Origin of the sequence: Pseudoalteromonas sp. MM17-2 (genome assembly GCF_022347945.1) — a bacterium.
Classification (GTDB): Bacteria; Pseudomonadota; Gammaproteobacteria; order Enterobacterales; family Alteromonadaceae; genus Pseudoalteromonas; species Pseudoalteromonas ruthenica.
Window position 1 is genome coordinate 118,625 of sequence record NZ_JAKRFV010000001.1, and the last position, 19,035, is coordinate 137,659.

Consider the following 19,035-nt stretch of genomic DNA (forward strand, 5'->3'; position numbering starts at 1 on the left):
AAAAGAAACTTGGAATGTGTTCTTAGCATATACAATAAAGCCCTGTATGGACAGGGCTCTTTTGATTGAAAAAGCGGCTAATTAATTAGCGTACTTTAGCGTCAATATCGACCAGATCAGTTAGGTGGCATAACTCACCAGTGTGGGTTTTAATACCATGCTCACCAAAGTAGTCACGCTGCGCTTGCACTAGATGACCATTACTTGGAGTGCTTAGCGTTGCTAAGTAGTTTTGTGTTGCACACAGTACCGGGAATGCCAAACCAGTGGTCACGGCCGCACCAGTCACACTACGAAGCGCCTTCGCCTGCTCATCTAAGGTATCAATAAACTCAACACCCTGAGCAATTTGGTCTAGGTAATCTGCACGAATAATGCACCCTGCACGCCAAGTTTGCAGTGTTTTGTTTAAATCAACTTTCCATTGATGGTTTCGTGACGCGCCCTTGATCAGTGCCAAGCCTTGGCGGTAGCAAAGCAGGCTCGCTAAATGAAACGCTTGCTGCAACTGGTCAATATCAATATCGATATTGTCCGTTTGCTTTGCTGCATAGGTCATTTCTTTAGCCGCGTGGGTATCACCGGTATTAGTTAAGTGACGTGCCTGCACCGCAGCAACAAGTGATGGCACGGCAATACCAAGCTCCAAGGCATTTTGTGCCGTCCATAAGCCGGTGCCCTTGGCGCCCACCTTGTTATCGATTAAATCGACCAGCGGTGTATTGTCCTTGGTTGCTAACTTGAGGATATGGCTAGAGATAGAGAGTAAATAGCTATTAAGCTCGCCCTCGGCCCAGGTATCAAAAATCTCGGCTATTTGCTGTGGTGTTTTGCCAGCGCCCAAGCGTAATAGCTGGTAAGTCTCAGCAATAAGCTGCATAAGGGCATACTCGATGCCATTGTGCACCATTTTCACAAAATGGCCACTGGCAGATTGGCCAACGCGGGCAAAACACGAGTCGCCGTTGTAACTGGCAGCTACTTTCTCAAACCAAGGTTCAATGCGCTCCCAGCCTCCTTCGGAGCCGCTCGCCATCATTGCCGGACCATGGCGTGCGCCTTCTGCACCACCGGAAATCCCCATCGTGGCAAACTCAAATTTGTTTTGGAATTTCAATTTGCGGGCAATGCCGTCTTTATAATTACTGTTACCGCAATCGATGATGATATCGTCTTTACTGACACCGGCATCGACCAGGTCGTGGCAGACTTTGTCAACCAACTCGCCTGCCGGTACCAGCAAAAGGATAGAGCGCGGCGTTTCTAAACGACGCACCATGTCGTGAAGGTCTGAAACAATGTGCAAGCGCTCGGCCATTCCTTGTGATTTGGCGCAGCTTAACAATTCTTCCCCGGCATCGGGGTTGGTATCATAGGCTACTAGGGTGAGCCCTTTTTCGATTAAGTTCAGGGCGAGATTTTTGCCCATCACCCCAAGACCTACTAATGCAACTTGCATCCAGTTTCCTCCTCGGTAAAACGTACGACTGGGTAATTCAACGTAAATACGGCGGGCATTATAGGGCATACGATGCCCCATTCAATCCCTGGCGCTGAATTATATCAAATTAACGCAAGGTACATGGATAAAGTTTGCGAGTAAGCTTAATTGACTGAATCTGACACCGGTGTCATAATGCTGAAATCTTGTTAACGAATAATAGGAATTAGAGCTGGCGGAGCGTCCTTCCCTGCTCTAACATGCTATAAGCAATAATGCCTACAGGAGAAATGCATGCCAAGACGTACGAAAATTGTGGCCACCCTTGGCCCTGCCACGGACAGAGATAATAACTTAGAAAAAATCATCCGCGCTGGCGCCAATGTCGTGCGCTTAAACTTCTCTCATGGGGTGGCCAGTGACCACCAAGCGCGCGCTGAAGCCGTGCGTGAGATCGCTCAGCGCCTAGGCACTCATGTTGCCATCCTCGCTGACTTACAAGGCCCGAAAATCCGCGTAAGCACCTTTAAAGAAGGGAAAGTGAACCTCGCCCATGGCGCCCCCTTTACCCTTGATGCAGCGCTTGCCCCAGGTGAAGGTGATATTAATGGCGTAGGGATCGACTATAAAGAATTACCTCAAGACGTTAAAGCCGGCGACCTATTGTTACTTAACGACGGTTTAATCCAGCTGACCGTAGAGCGTGTTGAAGGACAAAAAGTACACTGCAGCGTCAAAGTCGGCGGCGTATTGTCTAACAACAAAGGCATTAATCGCCTCGGTGGTGGCCTGACTGCCCCTGCATTTACTGATAAAGATAAAGAAGATCTTATCACCGCGACTAAAATTGGCGTCGATTATATCGCCGTGTCTTTCCCCCGTTCTGGCGATGATATGCGCTATGTGCGTTCATTGGCAGAAAAGGCCGGTTCAGATGCTCAATTGCTTGCGAAAATCGAACGTGCAGAAGCGGTAGAGACGGTTGAAGCCATAGACGACATTATCCTCGCATCCGACGCAGTGATGGTCGCGCGCGGAGATTTAGGCGTTGAAATCGGTGATGCGGAGTTAGTGGGTAAACAAAAAACCATTATCAGCCGAGCTCGTTCATTGAACCGTGTGGTGATCACCGCAACACAGATGATGGAATCAATGATTGATAACCCCATGCCCACGCGCGCTGAAGTCATGGACGTTGCTAACGCCGTGCTTGATGGCACCGATGCGGTCATGCTCTCTGCTGAAACAGCCGCAGGGGATTACCCTGAGCAAACAGTTGCCACCATGGCCCGTGTTTGCCTAGGTGCTGAGTCACAAAAAGAAACGCACATTTCTAAGCACCGCCTTGATAGCATGTTTGCCGATAATGCAGAAACCATCGCACTATCTGCTATGTATGCGGCTAACCACCTGGGTACAGTGAAAGCCATTGTCGCGCTCACTGAATCAGGCAACACCTCTAAGCTGATGTCACGCATCTCTTCGGGTCTGCCTATTTATTCACTTTCACGCCATGGCAAAACACTGGGTCAGACCGCGCTGTATCGCGGCGTATATCCAGTGCGTTTTGACTCTACTAACTTCACCAAAGAATGTATTGTTAGTGAAGCAATGAATACCTTAGTAGAGCTTGGCGAATTGCAAAAAGGCGATACCGTGATCCTCACCCACGGTGACTTAATGGAAACCATCGGTGCCACAAATACCTTGAAAATTGTCACTGTAGGGTAAATAGTAGACATAAGTTTTCTATCTGAAGCAGCAACTTATGTCTCATTCAAAACGAATTGCAGTACTCACTTCCGGCGGTGATGCCCCCGGTATGAATGCTGCAATTCGCGCTGTTACGCTCAGCGCGCTATCTCATCAACATCAGGTCTTCGGTTTTTTTAGTGGCTACAACGGCCTTATCAACGAACACTTCACTGAGCTCAACGCAGCCAGCGTGACCGATATCATCCACCGAGGTGGCACTATTTTAAAATCGGCCCGCTGCCCGCAAATGCACCACCCAGATGGTTTGTTACAAGCTGCCAATAGCCTGCGTAAGTGCCACATCGATGCCTTAGTCGTCATTGGCGGAGATGGCAGCTTTAAAGGTGCTCAGGCACTTGCAGAGCAATGGTCAGGACAAATTATTGGCATTCCCGGTACCATTGATAACGATATTAATGGCAGCGATGAAACCATCGGCTTTCACACCGCAATAGATACCGCATTGGGGTGTATCGATAAAATTCGCGATACCGCGCAAGCGTTTGAACGTACTTTTGTTGTCGAGGTAATGGGTCGAGATTGCGGTATCATTGCCATGGAAGCAGGCCTTGCCAGTGGCGCGGAGCAAATAATTTGTAAGGAACTGATTGATGACGAGCCACAGTTTTTACAAAAACTGTATGAGCAAGTGAAAGCGAATATTAATAATGATGCCGGTCATAGCTACGTGTTGGTCATGGCGGAGCACTCGCTATCTATTAGCGCCGAACAATTAGCGGCCCAGCTGACCGAGCACAGCGGCGTTGAAAGCCGCAGTGCCATTCTGGGCTATGTACAGCGTGGCGGCGCCCCTGTGGCAGGCGATCGCATATTAGCAACGCAGTTAGGCTGCAGCGCCATCGAGCACCTTAATGCTGGCGCTGATGGTGTCATGGTCGGTGTCGTTAATAATCAGCTGAAAACTTTGGCTTTTGAGCACACCAGCGACACACAACAGCGTAATCGTGATTTTGTCGCCCGCTTAAAACGCTTTCGCCGTTAATTGGCCAACGCCGCTTTGACTTTATCTCGATAGCTGCGACTGACTTTAAGCTCCTGTCCGTTGGTGAGCACCAGCAGGTATTCACCACTGACTTGCGTCACCAGCTTGTTGATTTGCTTTGAATTAACAATGGCGCTGCGGTGCACACGAACAAACAACCCAGGGTCGAGTTCTTGCTCAAGCTCTTTCATGGTTTTACGTAGAATATGGGTTTGCCCATCACCACAGTGCAGGCACATGTAGTCCCCTGCCGCATCAACCCATTGGATGGTATTGGTAGGCACACGGATGATCTCGCCCTGCTCTTTCACCGCCAGCGACTCTGGGTAGCGCTTAGTTTCTAATGAATCGCCCGAGGCTAGTTTCTTGAGAATTTCCTCGCAATTATTGCCTGTGATCCCGGCCACAAAACTCGCTAGCTTTTTCTTATGGGTGTTGTCTTGTTGTGTTTTTAGATGTGATTGCACTTTCTCCACCGCCTGTTTTAGTCTGTTGTCATCTACGGGTTTGAGTACATAGTCCAAAGCATGGACTTCAAAAGCTTGAACGGCGTAACGGTCGAAGGCAGTGACAAACACCACCAAAGGTTGTTGTGAGTCTGGCAGTTGCGCTAACGCATCCGCGACCTCAAAGCCATTCATACCTGGCATCTGAATATCCAAAAAAACCAAGTCGATAGGCTCGCTGCGACAAATATCGACGGCCTCTTGCCCTTGAGCGCATTGCTGTACCAGCTCAATGCATTCAATATCAGCTAATCGTATAGCCAACCCTTTACGGGCCAGCGATTCATCATCCACGATGAGGGTTTTTATGGTATTCATTCTGCTACAGCCTTTTCATAGGGGATACGTATGTTTACCGTCAGACCGGTGGGCGTATTCCCTGATAATACAAATGAATAATTGTTCTCGTAAAGTGTCTTTAGTCGATCTTTAGTATTGGCCACACCGACACCGGTGGCATTGACCAATTGGCCATCTTTAAGCTCAGCGCCAGGGCCATTGTCACTCACTTCCAGTAATAGCTCGTTGGCAAACACTTGGGCTTTAATACTGATCACCCCGCCTTGTGTCATCTGCGCAATGGCATACTTCAATGAGTTCTCAATTAACGGTTGCAAAATCAAGCTCGGGACCAAAGCATGGCTTGCTTCGTCACTGACTTGCATGTCCACCGCTAGGCGGTCATCAAAACGTACTCGCTCGATTTCCAAATACAGACTCAACGCATGGATCTCTTGCTCGAGTGGCACTTTTTTTATCGGATCGGTATTGAGCGTATAGCGTAAAAAATCGCTTAACCGTGACACCATCTTGTTGGCGTCTTTATTCTCTTCCACTAAAATCAGCGTCGATATCGCATTAAGGGTATTAAACAAAAAATGCGGATTAAGCTGATAGCGCAACATTTTTAATTGCGCCTCATGAGCCATGGTATTGGCTTTCAGCGCTTTTTGTCGCTCCCCTTGGAGCAACTGGTAATATTTAATGCCAAAGTACAAACCACTCCAACAAAGGATGATATAGACCGCATCAAGGCCCTGTTGAAAGTAATAAAACCACTCATCAGGGCGGTAACCATGGCGATAAATTTCCCACAAATTAAATTTTTGTACCACCGACCACAAGGTCCCTGTGGCGTAGGAAGCGGTGAACACCACCAACACGAGCAGCCACGGCTTGGCATTCCACACCCGGCGATACAGGTAACGCAGCGGCACCGTCATTAAGCAGCCCGCATAGGCATTAAGCAAGATCACAAAGACATAGATGTCGCGCATCTCAAATACTTTGGAGCCAATGTAATTCACCAGGGCATAACCTATCCAACCGGCTATCTGTAACACCCAAAAGAATCGTTGGCGATTATCAACTAGCTGCTGCCAATTCAAAATTCGTTTTACTCCTTTGCAACGCAGCCTTATCCACAGCGGTTGCATACTTATCTAACGCCATTATTAATAAAGACAACTAAAAAGGCACTGTGATTGGTCTTACTTAACCTTTCCTTCAACGCAAAACGCCGTGCAGTTGCACGGCGTTTGCTCATATTCGCGAAGGCTAGATGCTGACTCGCTTGTAGTTACGATACTCAGGGTGCCAGTAATTATTATCGATTGCTTTGATAATATCCTCATCGCTAAATTCCAACGCTTCACCTTGGGCGATGGCGACTTTAGCCACAGCAAAGGCGATACGTTTAGATAGCGATTCAATCTCAGTCAGTGGCGGCAGTAGGCTCCCTTTGCCATCATTGGCAAGGGGTGAGCTCGACGCTAAGGTTTCACTGGCCGCCATCAACATTTCATCGGTAATGCGCTTAGCCTTAATGGCAATTGCACCAAGGCCAATGCCAGGGAAGATATAACTGTTATTACACTGCGGAATAACATACTGCTGGCCATCATAGTCCACGGTGCCAAATGGACTACCTGTGGCGATAATGGCACGCCCTTGTGTCCAAGCCAGCACATCACTCGGATGCGCTTCAACCTGTTTGGACGGGTTTGAAAGCGGGAAGATAATCGGATTTTCGTGGCTTGATGCCATTGCGCGGATCACCTGCTCGGTGAATAGCCCCGGCTGCCCAGATACGCCAATAATAATGCCTGGCTCAGCACAATGCATAACATCAAGCAAAGAGGCATAATCACCGCTGTACTGCCACTGCGAGAGCGCTTCATTGGATTGTACCAACGCCTGTTGGAAATCACGCAGGCCTTGCATGCCCTCGCTCAATAGGCCAAAACGATCAACCATAAAGATTTGACTGCGCGCCTGCTCTTCACTGATCCCTTCAGAAACCATTTGGCTGATCACCTGCTCGGCAATGCCACACCCTGCGGAGCCAGCCCCAACAAACACTACCTTTTGGTCGCTTAAACGAGTGCCCTTCACTCGACACGCGGCCAGCAAGGTGCCCACAGTGACAGCGGCAGTGCCTTGAATATCATCATTAAAGCTACAAATTTCGTCGCGGTAGCGCTTCAGCAGTGGCATCGCGTTAGGCTGAGCAAAGTCTTCAAATTGCAGCATGACATTGGGCCAACGGCGCTTCACCGCTTTGATGAACAACTCTAGAAACTCGTCATACTCTTGCTGGCCAATACGTGGGTGACGTGCGCCCATGTACATTGGGTCGTTCAGTAGTTTCTCGTTATTAGTGCCAACATCCAACATCACCGGCAGCGTGTAGGCCGGGCTGATACCACCGCATGCGGTGTATAGCGATAACTTACCAATGGGGATACCCATGCCACCAATGCCCTGATCGCCTAGGCCAAGGATACGTTCACCATCGGTAACAACGATAACCTTCACCTTACCTTTAGTGGCATTACGCAAAATATCATCGATATTGTGGCGGTCTTCATAGGGGATAAACAAACCGCGCGAGCTACGATAAATATCTGAGAACTGCTCACACGCATCACCCACTGTTGGCGTGTAAATAATCGGCATCATCTCTTCAATGTGGTCTCGCACCAAACGATAGTAAAGCGTTTCGTTATTGTCTTGGATGGCGCGCAAGTAGATATGCTTATTAAGGTTATCTTGAAAGCTAGAGTACTGTTGGTAACAGCGCTCTACTTGCTCTTCAATGGTCTCAAAACGTGGCGGCAATAAGCCTGCCAAGTTGAAGCTCTCACGCTCACGCTGAGAAAATGCGCTGCCTTTATTTAGTAGTGGCGTTTCTAATAAGGTCGGACCAGCGTAAGGAATGTACAAGTAATTGGGATCGGTGTGTGTATTGGTTTTATCGTTGGATTTGTCTGTCATATTGCCTACTTAGCACAGAAGGAGATTGCCTGATATTATTGCCCTTAGCGCGCAAATTGCAAACCCATTTGGGCTTATCAGACCATTGATTTATCGCTGATTGGCGCATTATCATTTTTGATACACACCAATGAATCTTTGTTAACAAATAGCAGGCATTCAAATACCTGCTGTTTGTTTACCATTATTTTCCGAGAGCGATTCCCTCTCGGCGTGGATCAGCACTGCCATAGAGCTTACCGCCTTTCACCTCGACTGCATGAATGCCGGAGTTCAGGTCGCCAATACGCACTTTGTGGCCCCATTGCTCGAGCTGCGTTTGCAGCTCCACCAGCTCAGTGCCCTGCTCTAAGGTGGTGATATGGTTACGATTAGTAATACGAGGCAGATTGATTGCTTGCTGGGCGCTGAGTTGCCAATCCAACACCCCAACCAATGCATGGGCCACGTAATTAATGATACGGCTGCCGCCTGGCGAGCCAATTACTAAACGCAAAGAACCATCTTCATTAAATACCATCACGGGGGCCATAGAGCTGCGCGGGCGCTTACCGCCTTCAACCCGATTTAATACATATTTGCCATCACGCTTTGGCGATAGCGCAAAATCGGTGAGCTGGTTATTGAGCAGATAGCCGTTGACCATCACGGTGGAGCCAAATGCCATTTCAATGGAGGTGGTCATCGACACCGCGTTGCCTTGATTATCAACAATGGAAATGTGGCTGGTATTGGGCAGCTCAAAGGCATCGTCTCTACCATAGGCAATACCCACACCTGGGTGTCCGGCTTGCTTTTTAGCATCATGCTCAAGCATCAATAAGGCACGTTTTTGAAGGTAGCTATTATCGAGTAGCGCTTGCGTTGGCACGGGTTGGTAGTCGGGGTCGGCCATATAGACCTCGCGATCAGCGAAGGCTAAGCGCGACGCTTGGGTGAAATAATGCAGCGCTTTGGGGCTATTAACCGCATATTGGCTGAGGTTTTTATCCTCCAGCAGCTTTAACATTTGCAAAACCGCCATGCCACCGCTGCTAGGCGGTGCCATCGAGCACACTCGGTATTGATGATAGCCCACACACACCGGGGCACGCTCTTTGGCGACATAGTTATTAATGTCTTGCTCAGTGAGTAAACCTGGGGCGATGGGACTTGTTTGTACTGCTTTAGCAATGGCTTTGGCATTGTCACCATGATAAAAGGCATCCACTCCCTCGCTGGCCAAGCGTTTATAAAGCGATGCCAAGGCGGGGTTTTGCTTTATGGTGCCAATGGCCAAAGGCGCGCCACCGGGAAAGAAATACGCCCGCGCCGCAGGCATTTTCTCCACTCCTGGGTTAATGCGCCGCGCTAAAAGCTTATGTAATCGCGGTGACACCTTAAACCCTTGCTCGGCTAAAGTAATGGCCTCCTCAAATAAACGGGACCAAGGTAATTTGCCATCACGTTGATGGGCTTTGGCCAGCGCCTTCAAGACCCCAGGAGCCCCCACTGAGCGCCCGCCAACCACTGCATCAATCCAGCGAACAGCCTTGCCATTGCCGTCAACAAATAACTCCGGTGTCGCTTTGCTAGGAGCTTGCTCGCGGCCATCATAGGTGGTGAGTCGCCGTTGCTTTGCATCATAGTGCAAAATAAAGGCCCCACCGCCAATACCGGACGATTGCGGCTCGACTAATGTCAGTACCAATTGCACGGCAATGGCTGCGTCTATGGCACTGCCCCCTTCAGCTAAAATCGCTTCACCGGCGCGCACCGCATAGGGATTGGCAGCGGCAACCATGTAATGCTCACCGCTCACTTGTTGTTTTGTCACCACCGCAGTGGTGGCCTCAGGCTCTCTATCGGCGAGCACCTGTTTATTGGTAGTCGTGGTGGCTGTGCAGCCAGAGCTAATAAGCAACGAGAGAGCCGCTGCTATCTGGGTATAAGTTCGTAACATAGCGCTGAGTGTTATTGTCGTGGTTAATTAATTGGCATCTTAAAGGCAAAGGGGCACAATAGGCAAAAAATAACGACCACTGTTAAGTTATGACTGTGTTTAAAACCCTCTTTTCGCGCCGCGCAATGCTGTCTATCTGGCCACTGTTCGCACTGTGTACACTGCTTATGGTAATTGATGCCGCTGGGCCATTGTCTTTTCAGCGCCCCGCTATCGCTGAGGGCCAGTGGTATCGCTTGCTAACGGGGCACTTTTTACACAGCAATTGGCCACATTTAGGCATGAACATGGCAGGTGCTCTAGTGCTGTGGTCGCTCCATGGCCATTTTTTTAGTGTGCGTCAGTATTGGCTTTATTTGCTGCTCTTGTCTTTTGGGGTTGGCCTCTGTTTATACGGCTTTAGCCCGAACATCTCTTTATATGTCGGCTTAAGTGGTTCATTGCACGGCTTGATTGCGTATGGTGCGATGAAAGATATTCGCAGCGGTGAAAAAACCGGGTATTTAATTATCTTAGGCGTAATCGCCAAGGTTGCTTATGAGCAAATTGTCGGCGCAAGTAGTGACGTTGAGGCATTGATTGACTCCCGCGTGGCTATTGAGGCTCATCTATTCGGGCTATTGTGTGGCTTGGGCTTAGCGCTGTTAGAGTGGCGAGGCATAAAAAAACCCGAGGCTTAGCTCGGGTTTTTTTATTAGCAATTAAAGGTTCTCTTCAAACAACTTATAAATGCGGCGGTATTCATCTAACCAACTTGAAGGCTGCACAAATCCGTGCGGTTCAACTGGGAAGATAGCCGTTTCAAAGTCCTCTTTCTCCAGTTCAATCAAGCGCTGCACTAGGCGCACAACATCTTGGAAGAACACGTTGTCATCAACCATAGGCGCATTGATCAATAGCGGCTTCTCTAACCCTTCAGCGAAGTAGATAGGCGAGCTACGCTCGTAGGCAATAGGGTCAACATTTGGGTGATTAAGAATATTAGAGGTATACGGGGCATTATAATGTGCCCAATCGCTCACAGGGCGCAGCGCCGCACCGGCTTGGAACAGCTCAGGCTCGGTGAAAAGCGCCATAAAGGTCATAAAGCCACCGTATGAGCCGCCGTAAGTACCGACCCGCTCAACGTCAACATTGGCGTTAGCCTGCATCCATTTTACCCCATCAACCAAGTCCTGCGTCTCTGGCGTTCCCATTTGTCGATAAATGGCAGTACGCCAATCACGGCCATACCCTTTCGAGGCGCGGTAGTCCATATCCATAACCACGTAGCCTTCGCTGGCAAGCAACGAGTGGAACATAAACTCGCGGAAGTAACCGGACCAGCCAAAATGTGAGTTTTGCAAATAACCGGCGCCGTGGTTGAAAATAACCGCCTTGCGGGTATTACCGCTTTCATCGCTTTGATAATCGCTGGGGTAATACACTTTCGCATACACCGGTTGCTCACCATGGCTTGACGGTACGGCAACGACTTTCGGAGCCACCAGCTTAGTCGCTTTGAATTGCTCTGATACGGTGTGAGTTAGCTGCGTAACCTTAGCCCCCGGTGCCGCATCCATGACATAAAGCTCCGGCGGGTGCATGATTTTTGAGTGCTGTAACAGCAATTTTTGCTCATCAGGACTCAAACTATAATCAGTCATGCCATCAAGGCTGGTCAGTGCCTCGCTGTTGCCGCTATCCAGGTTTAAGCGATACACCTCGTAAATACCTGGGTGCTTTTTATTCGCTTTGTAGTAAAGATATTGGTCATTTTCGCTCAAGGTCAGGTTAGACACCTCAAATTGGCCGTCGGTACGCTGGGTTGCTTTACCTGTTAACGGCTTAGTGTAGATGTGGCTATAACCGGACTGCTCTGACAAGAAATACAAAGTGTCGCTGGTGTTTAACCAACCGAAATCATTAAAGGTGTAGTTAACCCAAGCATCGTCGTGTAAACGGTGTTGGTTCACTAACTTTTTGCCTTTAAAGTCAACGGTCGCTATCCAGCGGTCTTTGTTGTCCCAGGCTTCGAGCATAACAGCAACTTGCGAGCCACTGCGGTTCCATTGAATGGCACTTTGACCCCAGCCCCAATCCATCATCAAATTGATTTCACGGCGCTCAGTTTCGCTTTCATACTCTTTGCCTTGGCGCGCATAGTTTTCACGCTTCACCTCGGCAAGCACATCTTCATTCCAACCGGGCAAGGTATTATAGGTCAGCGTCGTTTTTGCTTTGCTCGGCAAGTCGATATACACCAACTCTGTACCCTGAGGCTTGGCATCAGCAACCCGGCGACGGGCTGGTACCGATTCTACCCCTGCATCTTGGGTAATGTAATTAGGCATGATGTCGGTGTCGGCGCGCCAACTTCTGTCATCGGTTAGCGCAACGATAAGCTTACTGCCATCGGGAGAGAGCTGGGCATCCACTAAACGCTTTTTATCGCCTAGGTAAATGGTGGCATCGACTACCGCGCTATTTTCATTCGCTAACTGCTGGTCGCGCTCGAGGGCATCTTTTTGGTTTTTTAGCTGCAGTGCAACATAGTCAATAAGCTTATGTTGTTCCTTAGCAATGTAGCTTTTCGGCTCATTAACCTTGATTGGCTTATCTTCGAGCTTAAGGTTGGCCAACTCACTATGCAGCCCGGTGCCTAAGTCTACATGCATAAACACGTTACCACGGCGATATACTAGGCTGTTATCATTTAAAAACTGCGGCGCAGATTCAAATGCCGACGTTTTGGTGATTTGCACTAAGGTGTTAGCAGAAGTATCACGAACAAACACATCCCCTTTAAATACATAGGCTTGTAAGCGGTTATCTTGACTGTATACGGCCTTGTCATCGCCCAACGTGTGTAGCTGCGCCAGCGTTACTTTGGTTGCACTGTCTGCGCCAACGGCCTGTGTGTAGGTGTCGCGTAGTTGATTACCTTGTTGTTTTTGCTGATAAACAACGGTGTTTGAGTCGCTGTGCCAGAACGCGCCTTCTGGCTGGTTACCTATCCAGTCCGGATCAGCCATGGCTTGTTCTAAGGTAATAGCCACTGAACCTGGTTTTGCCGGTGTCTCCACTTGGCTTGGGGCGGAAGTTTGATTCGTTTCTACTTGCGTGTTGCTTTGTTGTGCGGTGCTTTGACAGCCGCTGAGGATAAAACTGGAAGCAATGGTCGCCGCCAGTACTGATTTATGGAACATGATTGTCTTCAACTAAATACACGGTGCCCTGATTTAAGCAAAAACTCACAAGCAAAGACAGTGTTTTAAGACCAACGGCAGTTTACTTAGACAAAAAAAGGTCAGCAAGGGATGCTGACCAAAACTCTGCGCTAGCAATAACGAAACAAGTACGGGACCTGCTTCACATATATATAGAGTACTAAGCGGCTAAATGGTTCACTGTTTTTTTATTAATTTTAGGTCCATCCACACAAGACGATGATCTGACGAGGCTTTTCTATCACTAATTAATTTATATTGTGCCGGGTCTTGCTCCGTCGGCCAATATACACCTGCCGAGATTGGCTCAAAACCGAACTTTGATGGCAACACATAATCAGCTCTAGCACGCCAGCTTGCGGTGTAATAACGCGCATAAGCTTGCTCATCCACCCCTGCTCCTCCGGAGCTCTCGGGCACCATGCTGGCATCCACTTTATCATGCGCTAACACTTGATTAATGGCCTCAGGACGCGCTTTATCGCCTTGTGGTGCAGCGTTCAAATCTCCGAGGATAACAAATCGGCTGTTGTCATTGAGGCCTCCTTGGCGGCCTTGGTCATCCACCAAATAATCGCTTTGATTATCTAAATAATCGGCGATTAGTTTAATCTCAGCTTTATTGCGCAGACCGTTTCTATCTTCCGGACCATCGAACACCGGTGGTGTAGGATGAGATGCCAGTAGATGCACACGTTTACCATCAACACTAATAGGCACATCCCAGAATGACTTAGAGCTTAAGCGCGCAGCTTGCCATGTACGGTTATCATAAAAAGCATTGCCATCAAGCATGGGCATCTGCGCCTGCGGTTGTTGCGCCCATTTCAATTGTGCAAACGTGCGCACGCGCTCATAGTCAATGGGGTAGCGGCTTAAGATCACCATGCCGTATTGGCCAGGGTAGAAACCAAAGCCATAAGCATCTCCGCCATTGCCAGAGAGCTTACCATTACCGTCAAAGTCGTAGTCGCTGGGAACACCGGTATTAACTGGCGCACTATAGCTGTAGGGGTAATGAATGGCTTTTACACTACCATGATCTTTGCCTAGATAGTGGCGTTGAAAAGCATCAACTTGTTCGCGCCAATTCTCGTTATAATCGAATTCATTGAGCAATATCACATCAGGACGCACCCGTTGAATAATATGCGCGATATTGTGAATTTGCGGGTGTTGCCCTTGGGCTAGCAAGGCAGGTAAAGGCGACTCACTTAGCTCACTGGGATTAGTAACGTAGTTCGAGCCATCCATACTGACGTTAAAGGTCGCGATACGCAGCGTTGTTGGCACAGACGAATGAGGTTGCGCACAGGCCGCAACGAACAGACACAAGGAGCCAATAAGGCCAAAACGTTTGCACAAGGTCATTTAGGGTTTTCTCTTATATAAGCAAAATGAAAACGCCATACTAGCAGCTGTTAATGACATTGTGTCAGCGTTTGGGATGAAAAAAACCGAGCTTCAAGGCTCGGTTTATTCGCTTAAGTAGTCTTGTTGGTTGCTATCTGTACTGCGCAACCACACGCGCTAATTAAGAATTAACTGATGGGCTCGTGCTTCAATACCAGGATAATCCTGCTCGCTGAGGTGCTCATGCAATTCACCGAGACGTTCCCCAAGCTCATGCAAGGTATTAGCACTGACATTGATATGACCCATTTTTCGCCCTGGTTTTACCGCTTTACCATACCAGTGACTGCGAACGCCGGTGGTAGCCAATACCTCTGCCGGGATCGCTGGCTGACCCAAAACGTTAATCATCGCACTTGGCTGCAATAGATAAGTACAGCCCAAAGGCAAACCGGCAACAGCACGCACATGGTTCTCGAACTGGCAACAATAAGCGCCTTGCTGTGTCCAATGACCCGAGTTGTGCACACGCGGCGCAATTTCATTGACTAATAATTCGCCGTCAACATCGAAAAACTCGATAGCAAGTACGCCAACATAATCCAGCGCATTGGCTATTTTGCTGTAGGCATCTACCGCCTGAGATTGCATGTCTTGGCTGACGATGCCTGCGACCGACAGCGTTAACACCCCGTCAGTGTGTTCATTTTCGGTGACCGGGTATACTTTTACATTCCCTTGTGCATCGCGCGCACCTATCACTGAAACTTCACGGTCAAAAGCAATCATCTTTTCACAAATAATGCGATGCGACGCATCTTTATCTAAAAATGCCTGCATTTCTTGCCAGATTTCATCAGTCTGGTCGATGCTTTTTAAGCGCCATTGGCCTTTGCCGTCGTACCCAGCCTGACAAGTTTTGATCACCGAAGGTAAACCCAGTTCATTCACCGCTTGCTCAAGGTGGGCACGTTCACTCACTAAAATATACGGAGCACTCGGTACGCCAGCATTATCGAGCAGCGCCTTCTCTTTGGCGCGATCGCCGCCGCATTCAATGGCTTTCTTACCGGGGAAGAATTTGCCGCTTTGCTCACAGGCCGCAAGCACATCGCTGGGAATATGCTCAAACTCAGCAGTAATACGGTCGCTACTGGCGATTGCTTGCTCTAACGTTTGCGTATAGTGCTCACCGGTTACCGGGTGCACAACTTGTTTGCTAGCCACGTCATAAGCACGAATATGGATATCCAGCGGCGCTGCCACAAGCGCCATCATACGCGCTAGTTGGCCCGCGCCCAGAACTAACATTTGCATATACAACTCGCTTATTCAGCTGGGTTAGGGTTAGCTAAAACAGTCTCTGTCTGCTCGGCACGAAATTGGTCGATTTTCGCCAGTAGCTCAGGTTGCTGACAGCCCAAGATTTGCGCTGCCAATAGTCCCGCATTAGCGGCACCGGCATCACCAATAGCTAAAGTACCTACCGCCACACCTTTTGGCATTTGGCAGATTGATAATAACGAGTCAACACCATTGAGCGCTTTCGATTTGACTGGCACGCCCAATACCGGTAGCGAGGTAAAAGCGGCCGCCATACCCGGTAAATGCGCAGCCCCGCCAGCACCGGCAATGATCACTTTAATACCACGCTCAGCAGCTGAGCTGGCATAATCAGCTAAAAGTTGAGGAGTGCGATGCGCAGAAACCACTTTGGTTTCATACTCGACACCGAATTTATCCAGCATGTCCGCCGCATGTTGCATGGTGGGCCAGTCTGACTTTGAGCCCATAATAATTCCTACTTTCATTGCCACTCCTCAGTATGAACGATATAAATGTAAATTACGCCGTATGATGACCAAGCATCAAGGGGGGTTAGCGCCGCAGTGATTCTCTTTCACCGCAAAAATTGTCGCGCATTATACTAAAAAGCCCGATAAAAAGCATGGCTAAGTTTTGTTGCTAGAGGCAATGAACAAAGTTATCCATTCGCTGCTTTCCAAACTCGCCATGCCTTAGCAGGCCCCATTATCAATGCCAAAACCACCAACCCTCCGGGGATGAGCACCGCCTTTAGCACCGGCCCTAACACATAGCTGTAAAAGCATATAAAGGGCACAAACAACACATAACCGATTATCCGTGATACTATATTAACGACTGATTCCATTGTAGTTTTCCATTAACCTATAAAAATGAGCACGCTCATTATAATAATTGAGCGCGCTCAATATCAAGCAAAAGGGTTTGTTTTGAGTAACCAATTAACGCCTAAAAAACTGCAAACACGAACACGGATCTGCCAAACCGCGTGGGAGCTGTTTATTGCCAAAGGGTTTGAGAGCACGTCAACACGTGATATTGCCAAGGCTGCAGGGATAGCAAATGGCACCTTGTTTAGCCATTTTGCGAATAAAGATGAATTGCTCAAGGTGTTAATGATTGCGCAGATTGATAACGTCATCGCTGATGCCCAACGCAGTGACAACCATCAGCAGCCAAAACTGAAAATGCGCCACTACGCCGCGCACCTGTATGCGTTTTATTTGCAGCATGTGGAATTCAGTAAGACCCTACTACAGAGTTTGATTTGGCAAGGACAGTTTTTCGATGAGCAAATACAGCAATTTAAAGCCTTGCTGTTTGCATCGGCTCCCCAGTATGACGAGGTGCGCGCCGCAGCCATGATGGACTGTTACTTTATGACTTTAATAGAGGGGTTAAATCAGCCAGCCCCTAACGCTAATGCTATGGTGCGTCGCTTAAGTGCCAAGCTCGCCCTACTCTAATCAGGATTAACTTGCTTGATTGAGTTGCTCAGCAACGTCGAGTGTGCAGGCCGGTAACGCTAAACTATAGTGTTGTGCGCTACTTGGTTTGAAGCCTGCACGGGTAAGCGTATTGATACTGCGGTGATTTTCGACCATCACTCGTGCTTGGATACGCGTGAGCGGCTTGTCAATATAGCGGCCGTATTCGGCTAATAGCAAAGCTATTGCTGCTTGCATATAACCTTTACCCCAATGCTGAGGATGAAGTTCAAAGCCGAGCTCCGCGCAACCTTGGGCGATATTATATAGGCCGCAACTACCAATGACCTGGTGCTGGTGAATGATAGCTAAGCGCACGCCTTGCCCTTTTAGAAGTAGTTCAATGTCCGCTTGAATCATACTACGCACTTCAGTTTTAGTTTTCGGTGGTAAATAATCATTAAAGCGAAAAACCAAAGGCTGCGAGAGAATAGCAAACATTGCCGGCGCATCTTTGTGGCCTATGGGACGTAAACTAAGCCCGCGAGATGGGCAGCGATTCATAGAAGTAAGAGTATATCGGGCTTGAGTTAGCGAATTATTGCCTTAAACTATGCTCAAGAGCAAGCACTAGAAGTTAAAAACACTCATGGCTGATGATTTTATTATGGTTCCTCCTACTACCACGGTGTACTGCCCTAAACGCGGCGAAGGCTGGACGTTAACAGGGATCACTGGCATTGAGGAGTTCGTCTCGGTGATGTTTGATGGCGTCCGCTACACCCTAAGCGCCAAAGAGGTGGTTGAGGAGTTGATCCCCAACCAGCAGCAACGCCAGCAACAAAGCGCGTAATTGCTTAACTGAAAACAAAAAAGCCGTTAGCTTTGCGTTGACAGTGCATGAATTCGCGCATCCAATGGCGGGTGTGAAGCAAATAGCTCACCAATAGAGCGCCCTGGTGCGATACCAAAGGCCATCATTGAGCCTTCTAGCTGTGACTCATGGTTGCCTTTTAAGCGCTCTAGTGCGGCACGCATTTTATGTGCGCCCACTAACTCGGCTGCGCCTCTGTCTGCGGCAAATTCACGTTTGCGGCTGAAGTAAGCAACGACCACGGAAGCGAGTATGCCAAATAACACCTGAAACACCATGTCGAAGATAAAATAGGTCCAGCTTGGACCACTTTGCTCCTCATCGCCATTGAGGAAATTATCAACGATGCCAGCCAATACCTTAGCAAAGAAGATAACAAAGGTATTCACGACTCCTTGAATCAACGTCAATGTCACCATGTCGCCATTGGCCACATGAGAGACTTCATGAGCGACTACCGCTTCGGCTTCTTCTTGGCTCATGTTGTGAAGCAAGCCACTGCTTACCGCGACTAACGCGTTGTTTTTCGATGGTCCAGTAGCAAAAGCATTGATTTCTGGGCTGTCGTAAATAGCGACCTCTGGCATGTTGATACCACGTTGACGCGCTTGCTCGGCAACCGTGTTTACCAGCCACTGCTCGGTACCGGAGCGCGGCTGCTCAATAACATATGCGCCAGTGGAGCGTTTAGCTATCCACTTAGACATCAACAATGAGATAAAGGAGCCACCAAAACCAAACACAGCGGCGATGATGAGGATCCCCCCCATACTGCGACTTGATATCCCCAGCACTGAGAATACGATAGATAACACCACACCTAGCACTAACATAACGGCAAGGTTGGTCAATAAAAAGAGCACAACACGTTTCATACTACATTTCTCCAACGGGTAAGATTATTCATTAGGGATCATCGAGTG

Annotated in this window: 17 protein-coding genes; 5 read left to right on the forward strand and 12 right to left on the reverse strand. The window is 48.6% G+C overall.

Features of this window, described 5'->3' with window-relative positions; all coding sequences use genetic code 11:
• Positions 1-85: 85 nt before the first annotated feature.
• The gene (gene gndA / locus MHM93_RS00575) at positions 86-1,459 is read right to left on the reverse strand and encodes an NADP-dependent phosphogluconate dehydrogenase (RefSeq protein ID WP_239447679.1); all 1,374 of its coding nucleotides are present in this window, start codon (positions 1,457-1,459) and stop codon (positions 86-88) included.
• Between the two features lie 276 nt (positions 1,460-1,735).
• Between gndA and pyk the strand changes: the two genes are divergently transcribed.
• Positions 1,736-3,172, forward strand: a complete 1,437-nt coding sequence (gene pyk / locus MHM93_RS00580) for a pyruvate kinase (RefSeq protein ID WP_239447547.1) — start codon at positions 1,736-1,738, stop codon at positions 3,170-3,172.
• Between the two features lie 37 nt (positions 3,173-3,209).
• Entirely contained in the window at positions 3,210-4,199 is a 990-nt protein-coding gene (locus MHM93_RS00585) for an ATP-dependent 6-phosphofructokinase (RefSeq protein WP_239447548.1), read from the forward strand.
• Here MHM93_RS00585 and MHM93_RS00590 read toward each other — a convergent pair.
• The 4 genes from MHM93_RS00590 to ggt all read right to left on the reverse strand — a co-directional run bounded on the left by MHM93_RS00590 (position 4,196) and on the right by ggt (position 9,923).
• The gene (locus MHM93_RS00590; RefSeq protein ID WP_022946597.1) at positions 4,196-5,023 is read right to left on the reverse strand and encodes a LytTR family DNA-binding domain-containing protein; all 828 of its coding nucleotides are present in this window, start codon (positions 5,021-5,023) and stop codon (positions 4,196-4,198) included. The two genes, MHM93_RS00585 and MHM93_RS00590, sit on opposite strands and share 4 nt — an antisense overlap.
• Complete coding sequence (locus MHM93_RS00595) at positions 5,020-6,093, reverse strand: histidine kinase (RefSeq protein WP_045978310.1); 1,074 nt, start codon at positions 6,091-6,093, stop codon at positions 5,020-5,022. The genes MHM93_RS00590 and MHM93_RS00595 overlap by 4 nt, the downstream gene beginning before the upstream one ends.
• Before the next feature lie 169 nt (positions 6,094-6,262).
• The gene (locus MHM93_RS00600) at positions 6,263-7,981 is read right to left on the reverse strand and encodes an NAD-dependent malic enzyme (RefSeq protein WP_239447549.1); all 1,719 of its coding nucleotides are present in this window, start codon (positions 7,979-7,981) and stop codon (positions 6,263-6,265) included.
• A gap of 184 nt (positions 7,982-8,165) precedes the next feature.
• Positions 8,166-9,923: a gamma-glutamyltransferase gene (ggt, locus tag MHM93_RS00605; protein WP_239447550.1), complete on the reverse strand. Its 1,758-nt coding sequence runs from the start codon at positions 9,921-9,923 to the stop codon at positions 8,166-8,168.
• 89 nt (positions 9,924-10,012) lie between these two features.
• On the opposite strand from ggt, the gene rrtA reads away from it, so the two are divergent.
• Positions 10,013-10,603 (forward strand): rhombosortase, encoded by a 591-nt coding sequence (gene rrtA / locus MHM93_RS00610; RefSeq protein WP_239447551.1) that lies wholly within the window; start codon positions 10,013-10,015, stop codon positions 10,601-10,603.
• A gap of 21 nt (positions 10,604-10,624) precedes the next feature.
• Here rrtA and MHM93_RS00615 read toward each other — a convergent pair whose 3' ends face one another.
• The 5 genes from MHM93_RS00615 to MHM93_RS00635 form a co-directional block, all read right to left on the reverse strand.
• Positions 10,625-13,111, reverse strand: coding sequence for a prolyl oligopeptidase family serine peptidase (locus MHM93_RS00615; protein ID WP_239447552.1), 2,487 nt, complete (start codon positions 13,109-13,111; stop codon positions 10,625-10,627).
• Between the two features lie 198 nt (positions 13,112-13,309).
• Positions 13,310-14,503 (reverse strand): endonuclease/exonuclease/phosphatase family protein, encoded by a 1,194-nt coding sequence (locus MHM93_RS00620; RefSeq protein WP_239447553.1) that lies wholly within the window; start codon positions 14,501-14,503, stop codon positions 13,310-13,312.
• A gap of 159 nt (positions 14,504-14,662) precedes the next feature.
• Positions 14,663-15,802, reverse strand: coding sequence for a 5-(carboxyamino)imidazole ribonucleotide synthase (locus MHM93_RS00625; protein ID WP_239447554.1), 1,140 nt, complete (start codon positions 15,800-15,802; stop codon positions 14,663-14,665).
• 11 nt (positions 15,803-15,813) lie between these two features.
• Positions 15,814-16,296 (reverse strand): 5-(carboxyamino)imidazole ribonucleotide mutase, encoded by a 483-nt coding sequence (purE, locus tag MHM93_RS00630; RefSeq protein WP_022946589.1) that lies wholly within the window; start codon positions 16,294-16,296, stop codon positions 15,814-15,816.
• 173 nt (positions 16,297-16,469) lie between these two features.
• Positions 16,470-16,658, reverse strand: a complete 189-nt coding sequence (locus MHM93_RS00635; RefSeq protein WP_239447555.1) for a hypothetical protein — start codon at positions 16,656-16,658, stop codon at positions 16,470-16,472.
• Positions 16,659-16,740: 82 nt separating this feature from the next.
• Between MHM93_RS00635 and MHM93_RS00640 the strand changes: the two genes are divergently transcribed.
• Positions 16,741-17,277 (forward strand): TetR/AcrR family transcriptional regulator, encoded by a 537-nt coding sequence (locus MHM93_RS00640; protein ID WP_239447556.1) that lies wholly within the window; start codon positions 16,741-16,743, stop codon positions 17,275-17,277.
• A gap of 6 nt (positions 17,278-17,283) precedes the next feature.
• On the opposite strand, the gene MHM93_RS00645 is transcribed toward MHM93_RS00640, so the two are convergent.
• Positions 17,284-17,802 (reverse strand): GNAT family N-acetyltransferase, encoded by a 519-nt coding sequence (locus tag MHM93_RS00645; protein WP_275444075.1) that lies wholly within the window; start codon positions 17,800-17,802, stop codon positions 17,284-17,286.
• A gap of 85 nt (positions 17,803-17,887) precedes the next feature.
• Here MHM93_RS00645 and MHM93_RS00650 point away from each other — a divergent pair, with 85 nt between their 5' ends.
• A complete protein-coding gene (locus MHM93_RS00650; RefSeq protein ID WP_022946585.1) occupies positions 17,888-18,091 on the forward strand; it encodes a hypothetical protein in 204 nt (67 codons plus the stop codon).
• A 26-nt stretch (positions 18,092-18,117) separates the two neighbouring features.
• Here the strand turns inward: MHM93_RS00650 and htpX are convergent, their stop codons facing one another.
• Positions 18,118-18,987 carry a protease HtpX gene (htpX, locus tag MHM93_RS00655; protein WP_239447558.1) on the reverse strand — a complete coding sequence of 290 codons (870 nt, stop codon included), beginning with the start codon at positions 18,985-18,987 and terminating at the stop codon, positions 18,118-18,120.
• Between the last annotated feature and the right edge of the window lie 48 nt (positions 18,988-19,035).

What these genes read in the sequence shown, in the direction of transcription:
- gndA (WP_239447679.1), bottom strand. Translation starts at nt 1,459, where the DNA reads ATGCAAGTTGCATTAGTAGGTCTTGGGGTGATGGGCAAAAATCTCGCC.
- pyk (WP_239447547.1), top strand. Translation starts at nt 1,736, where the DNA reads ATGCCAAGACGTACGAAAATTGTGGCCACCCTTGGCCCTGCCACGGAC.
- MHM93_RS00585 (WP_239447548.1), top strand. Translation starts at nt 3,210, where the DNA reads ATGTCTCATTCAAAACGAATTGCAGTACTCACTTCCGGCGGTGATGCC.
- MHM93_RS00590 (WP_022946597.1), bottom strand. Translation starts at nt 5,023, where the DNA reads ATGAATACCATAAAAACCCTCATCGTGGATGATGAATCGCTGGCCCGT.
- MHM93_RS00600 (WP_239447549.1), bottom strand. Translation starts at nt 7,981, where the DNA reads ATGACAGACAAATCCAACGATAAAACCAATACACACACCGATCCCAAT.
- ggt (WP_239447550.1), bottom strand. Translation starts at nt 9,923, where the DNA reads ATGTTACGAACTTATACCCAGATAGCAGCGGCTCTCTCGTTGCTTATT.
- rrtA (WP_239447551.1), top strand. Translation starts at nt 10,013, where the DNA reads ATGACTGTGTTTAAAACCCTCTTTTCGCGCCGCGCAATGCTGTCTATC.
- MHM93_RS00615 (WP_239447552.1), bottom strand. Translation starts at nt 13,111, where the DNA reads ATGTTCCATAAATCAGTACTGGCGGCGACCATTGCTTCCAGTTTTATC.
- MHM93_RS00620 (WP_239447553.1), bottom strand. Translation starts at nt 14,503, where the DNA reads ATGACCTTGTGCAAACGTTTTGGCCTTATTGGCTCCTTGTGTCTGTTC.
- MHM93_RS00625 (WP_239447554.1), bottom strand. Translation starts at nt 15,802, where the DNA reads ATGCAAATGTTAGTTCTGGGCGCGGGCCAACTAGCGCGTATGATGGCG.
- purE (WP_022946589.1), bottom strand. Translation starts at nt 16,296, where the DNA reads ATGAAAGTAGGAATTATTATGGGCTCAAAGTCAGACTGGCCCACCATG.
- MHM93_RS00635 (WP_239447555.1), bottom strand. Translation starts at nt 16,658, where the DNA reads ATGGAATCAGTCGTTAATATAGTATCACGGATAATCGGTTATGTGTTG.
- MHM93_RS00645 (WP_275444075.1), bottom strand. Translation starts at nt 17,802, where the DNA reads ATGAATCGCTGCCCATCTCGCGGGCTTAGTTTACGTCCCATAGGCCAC.
- MHM93_RS00650 (WP_022946585.1), top strand. Translation starts at nt 17,888, where the DNA reads ATGGCTGATGATTTTATTATGGTTCCTCCTACTACCACGGTGTACTGC.
- htpX (WP_239447558.1), bottom strand. Translation starts at nt 18,987, where the DNA reads ATGAAACGTGTTGTGCTCTTTTTATTGACCAACCTTGCCGTTATGTTA.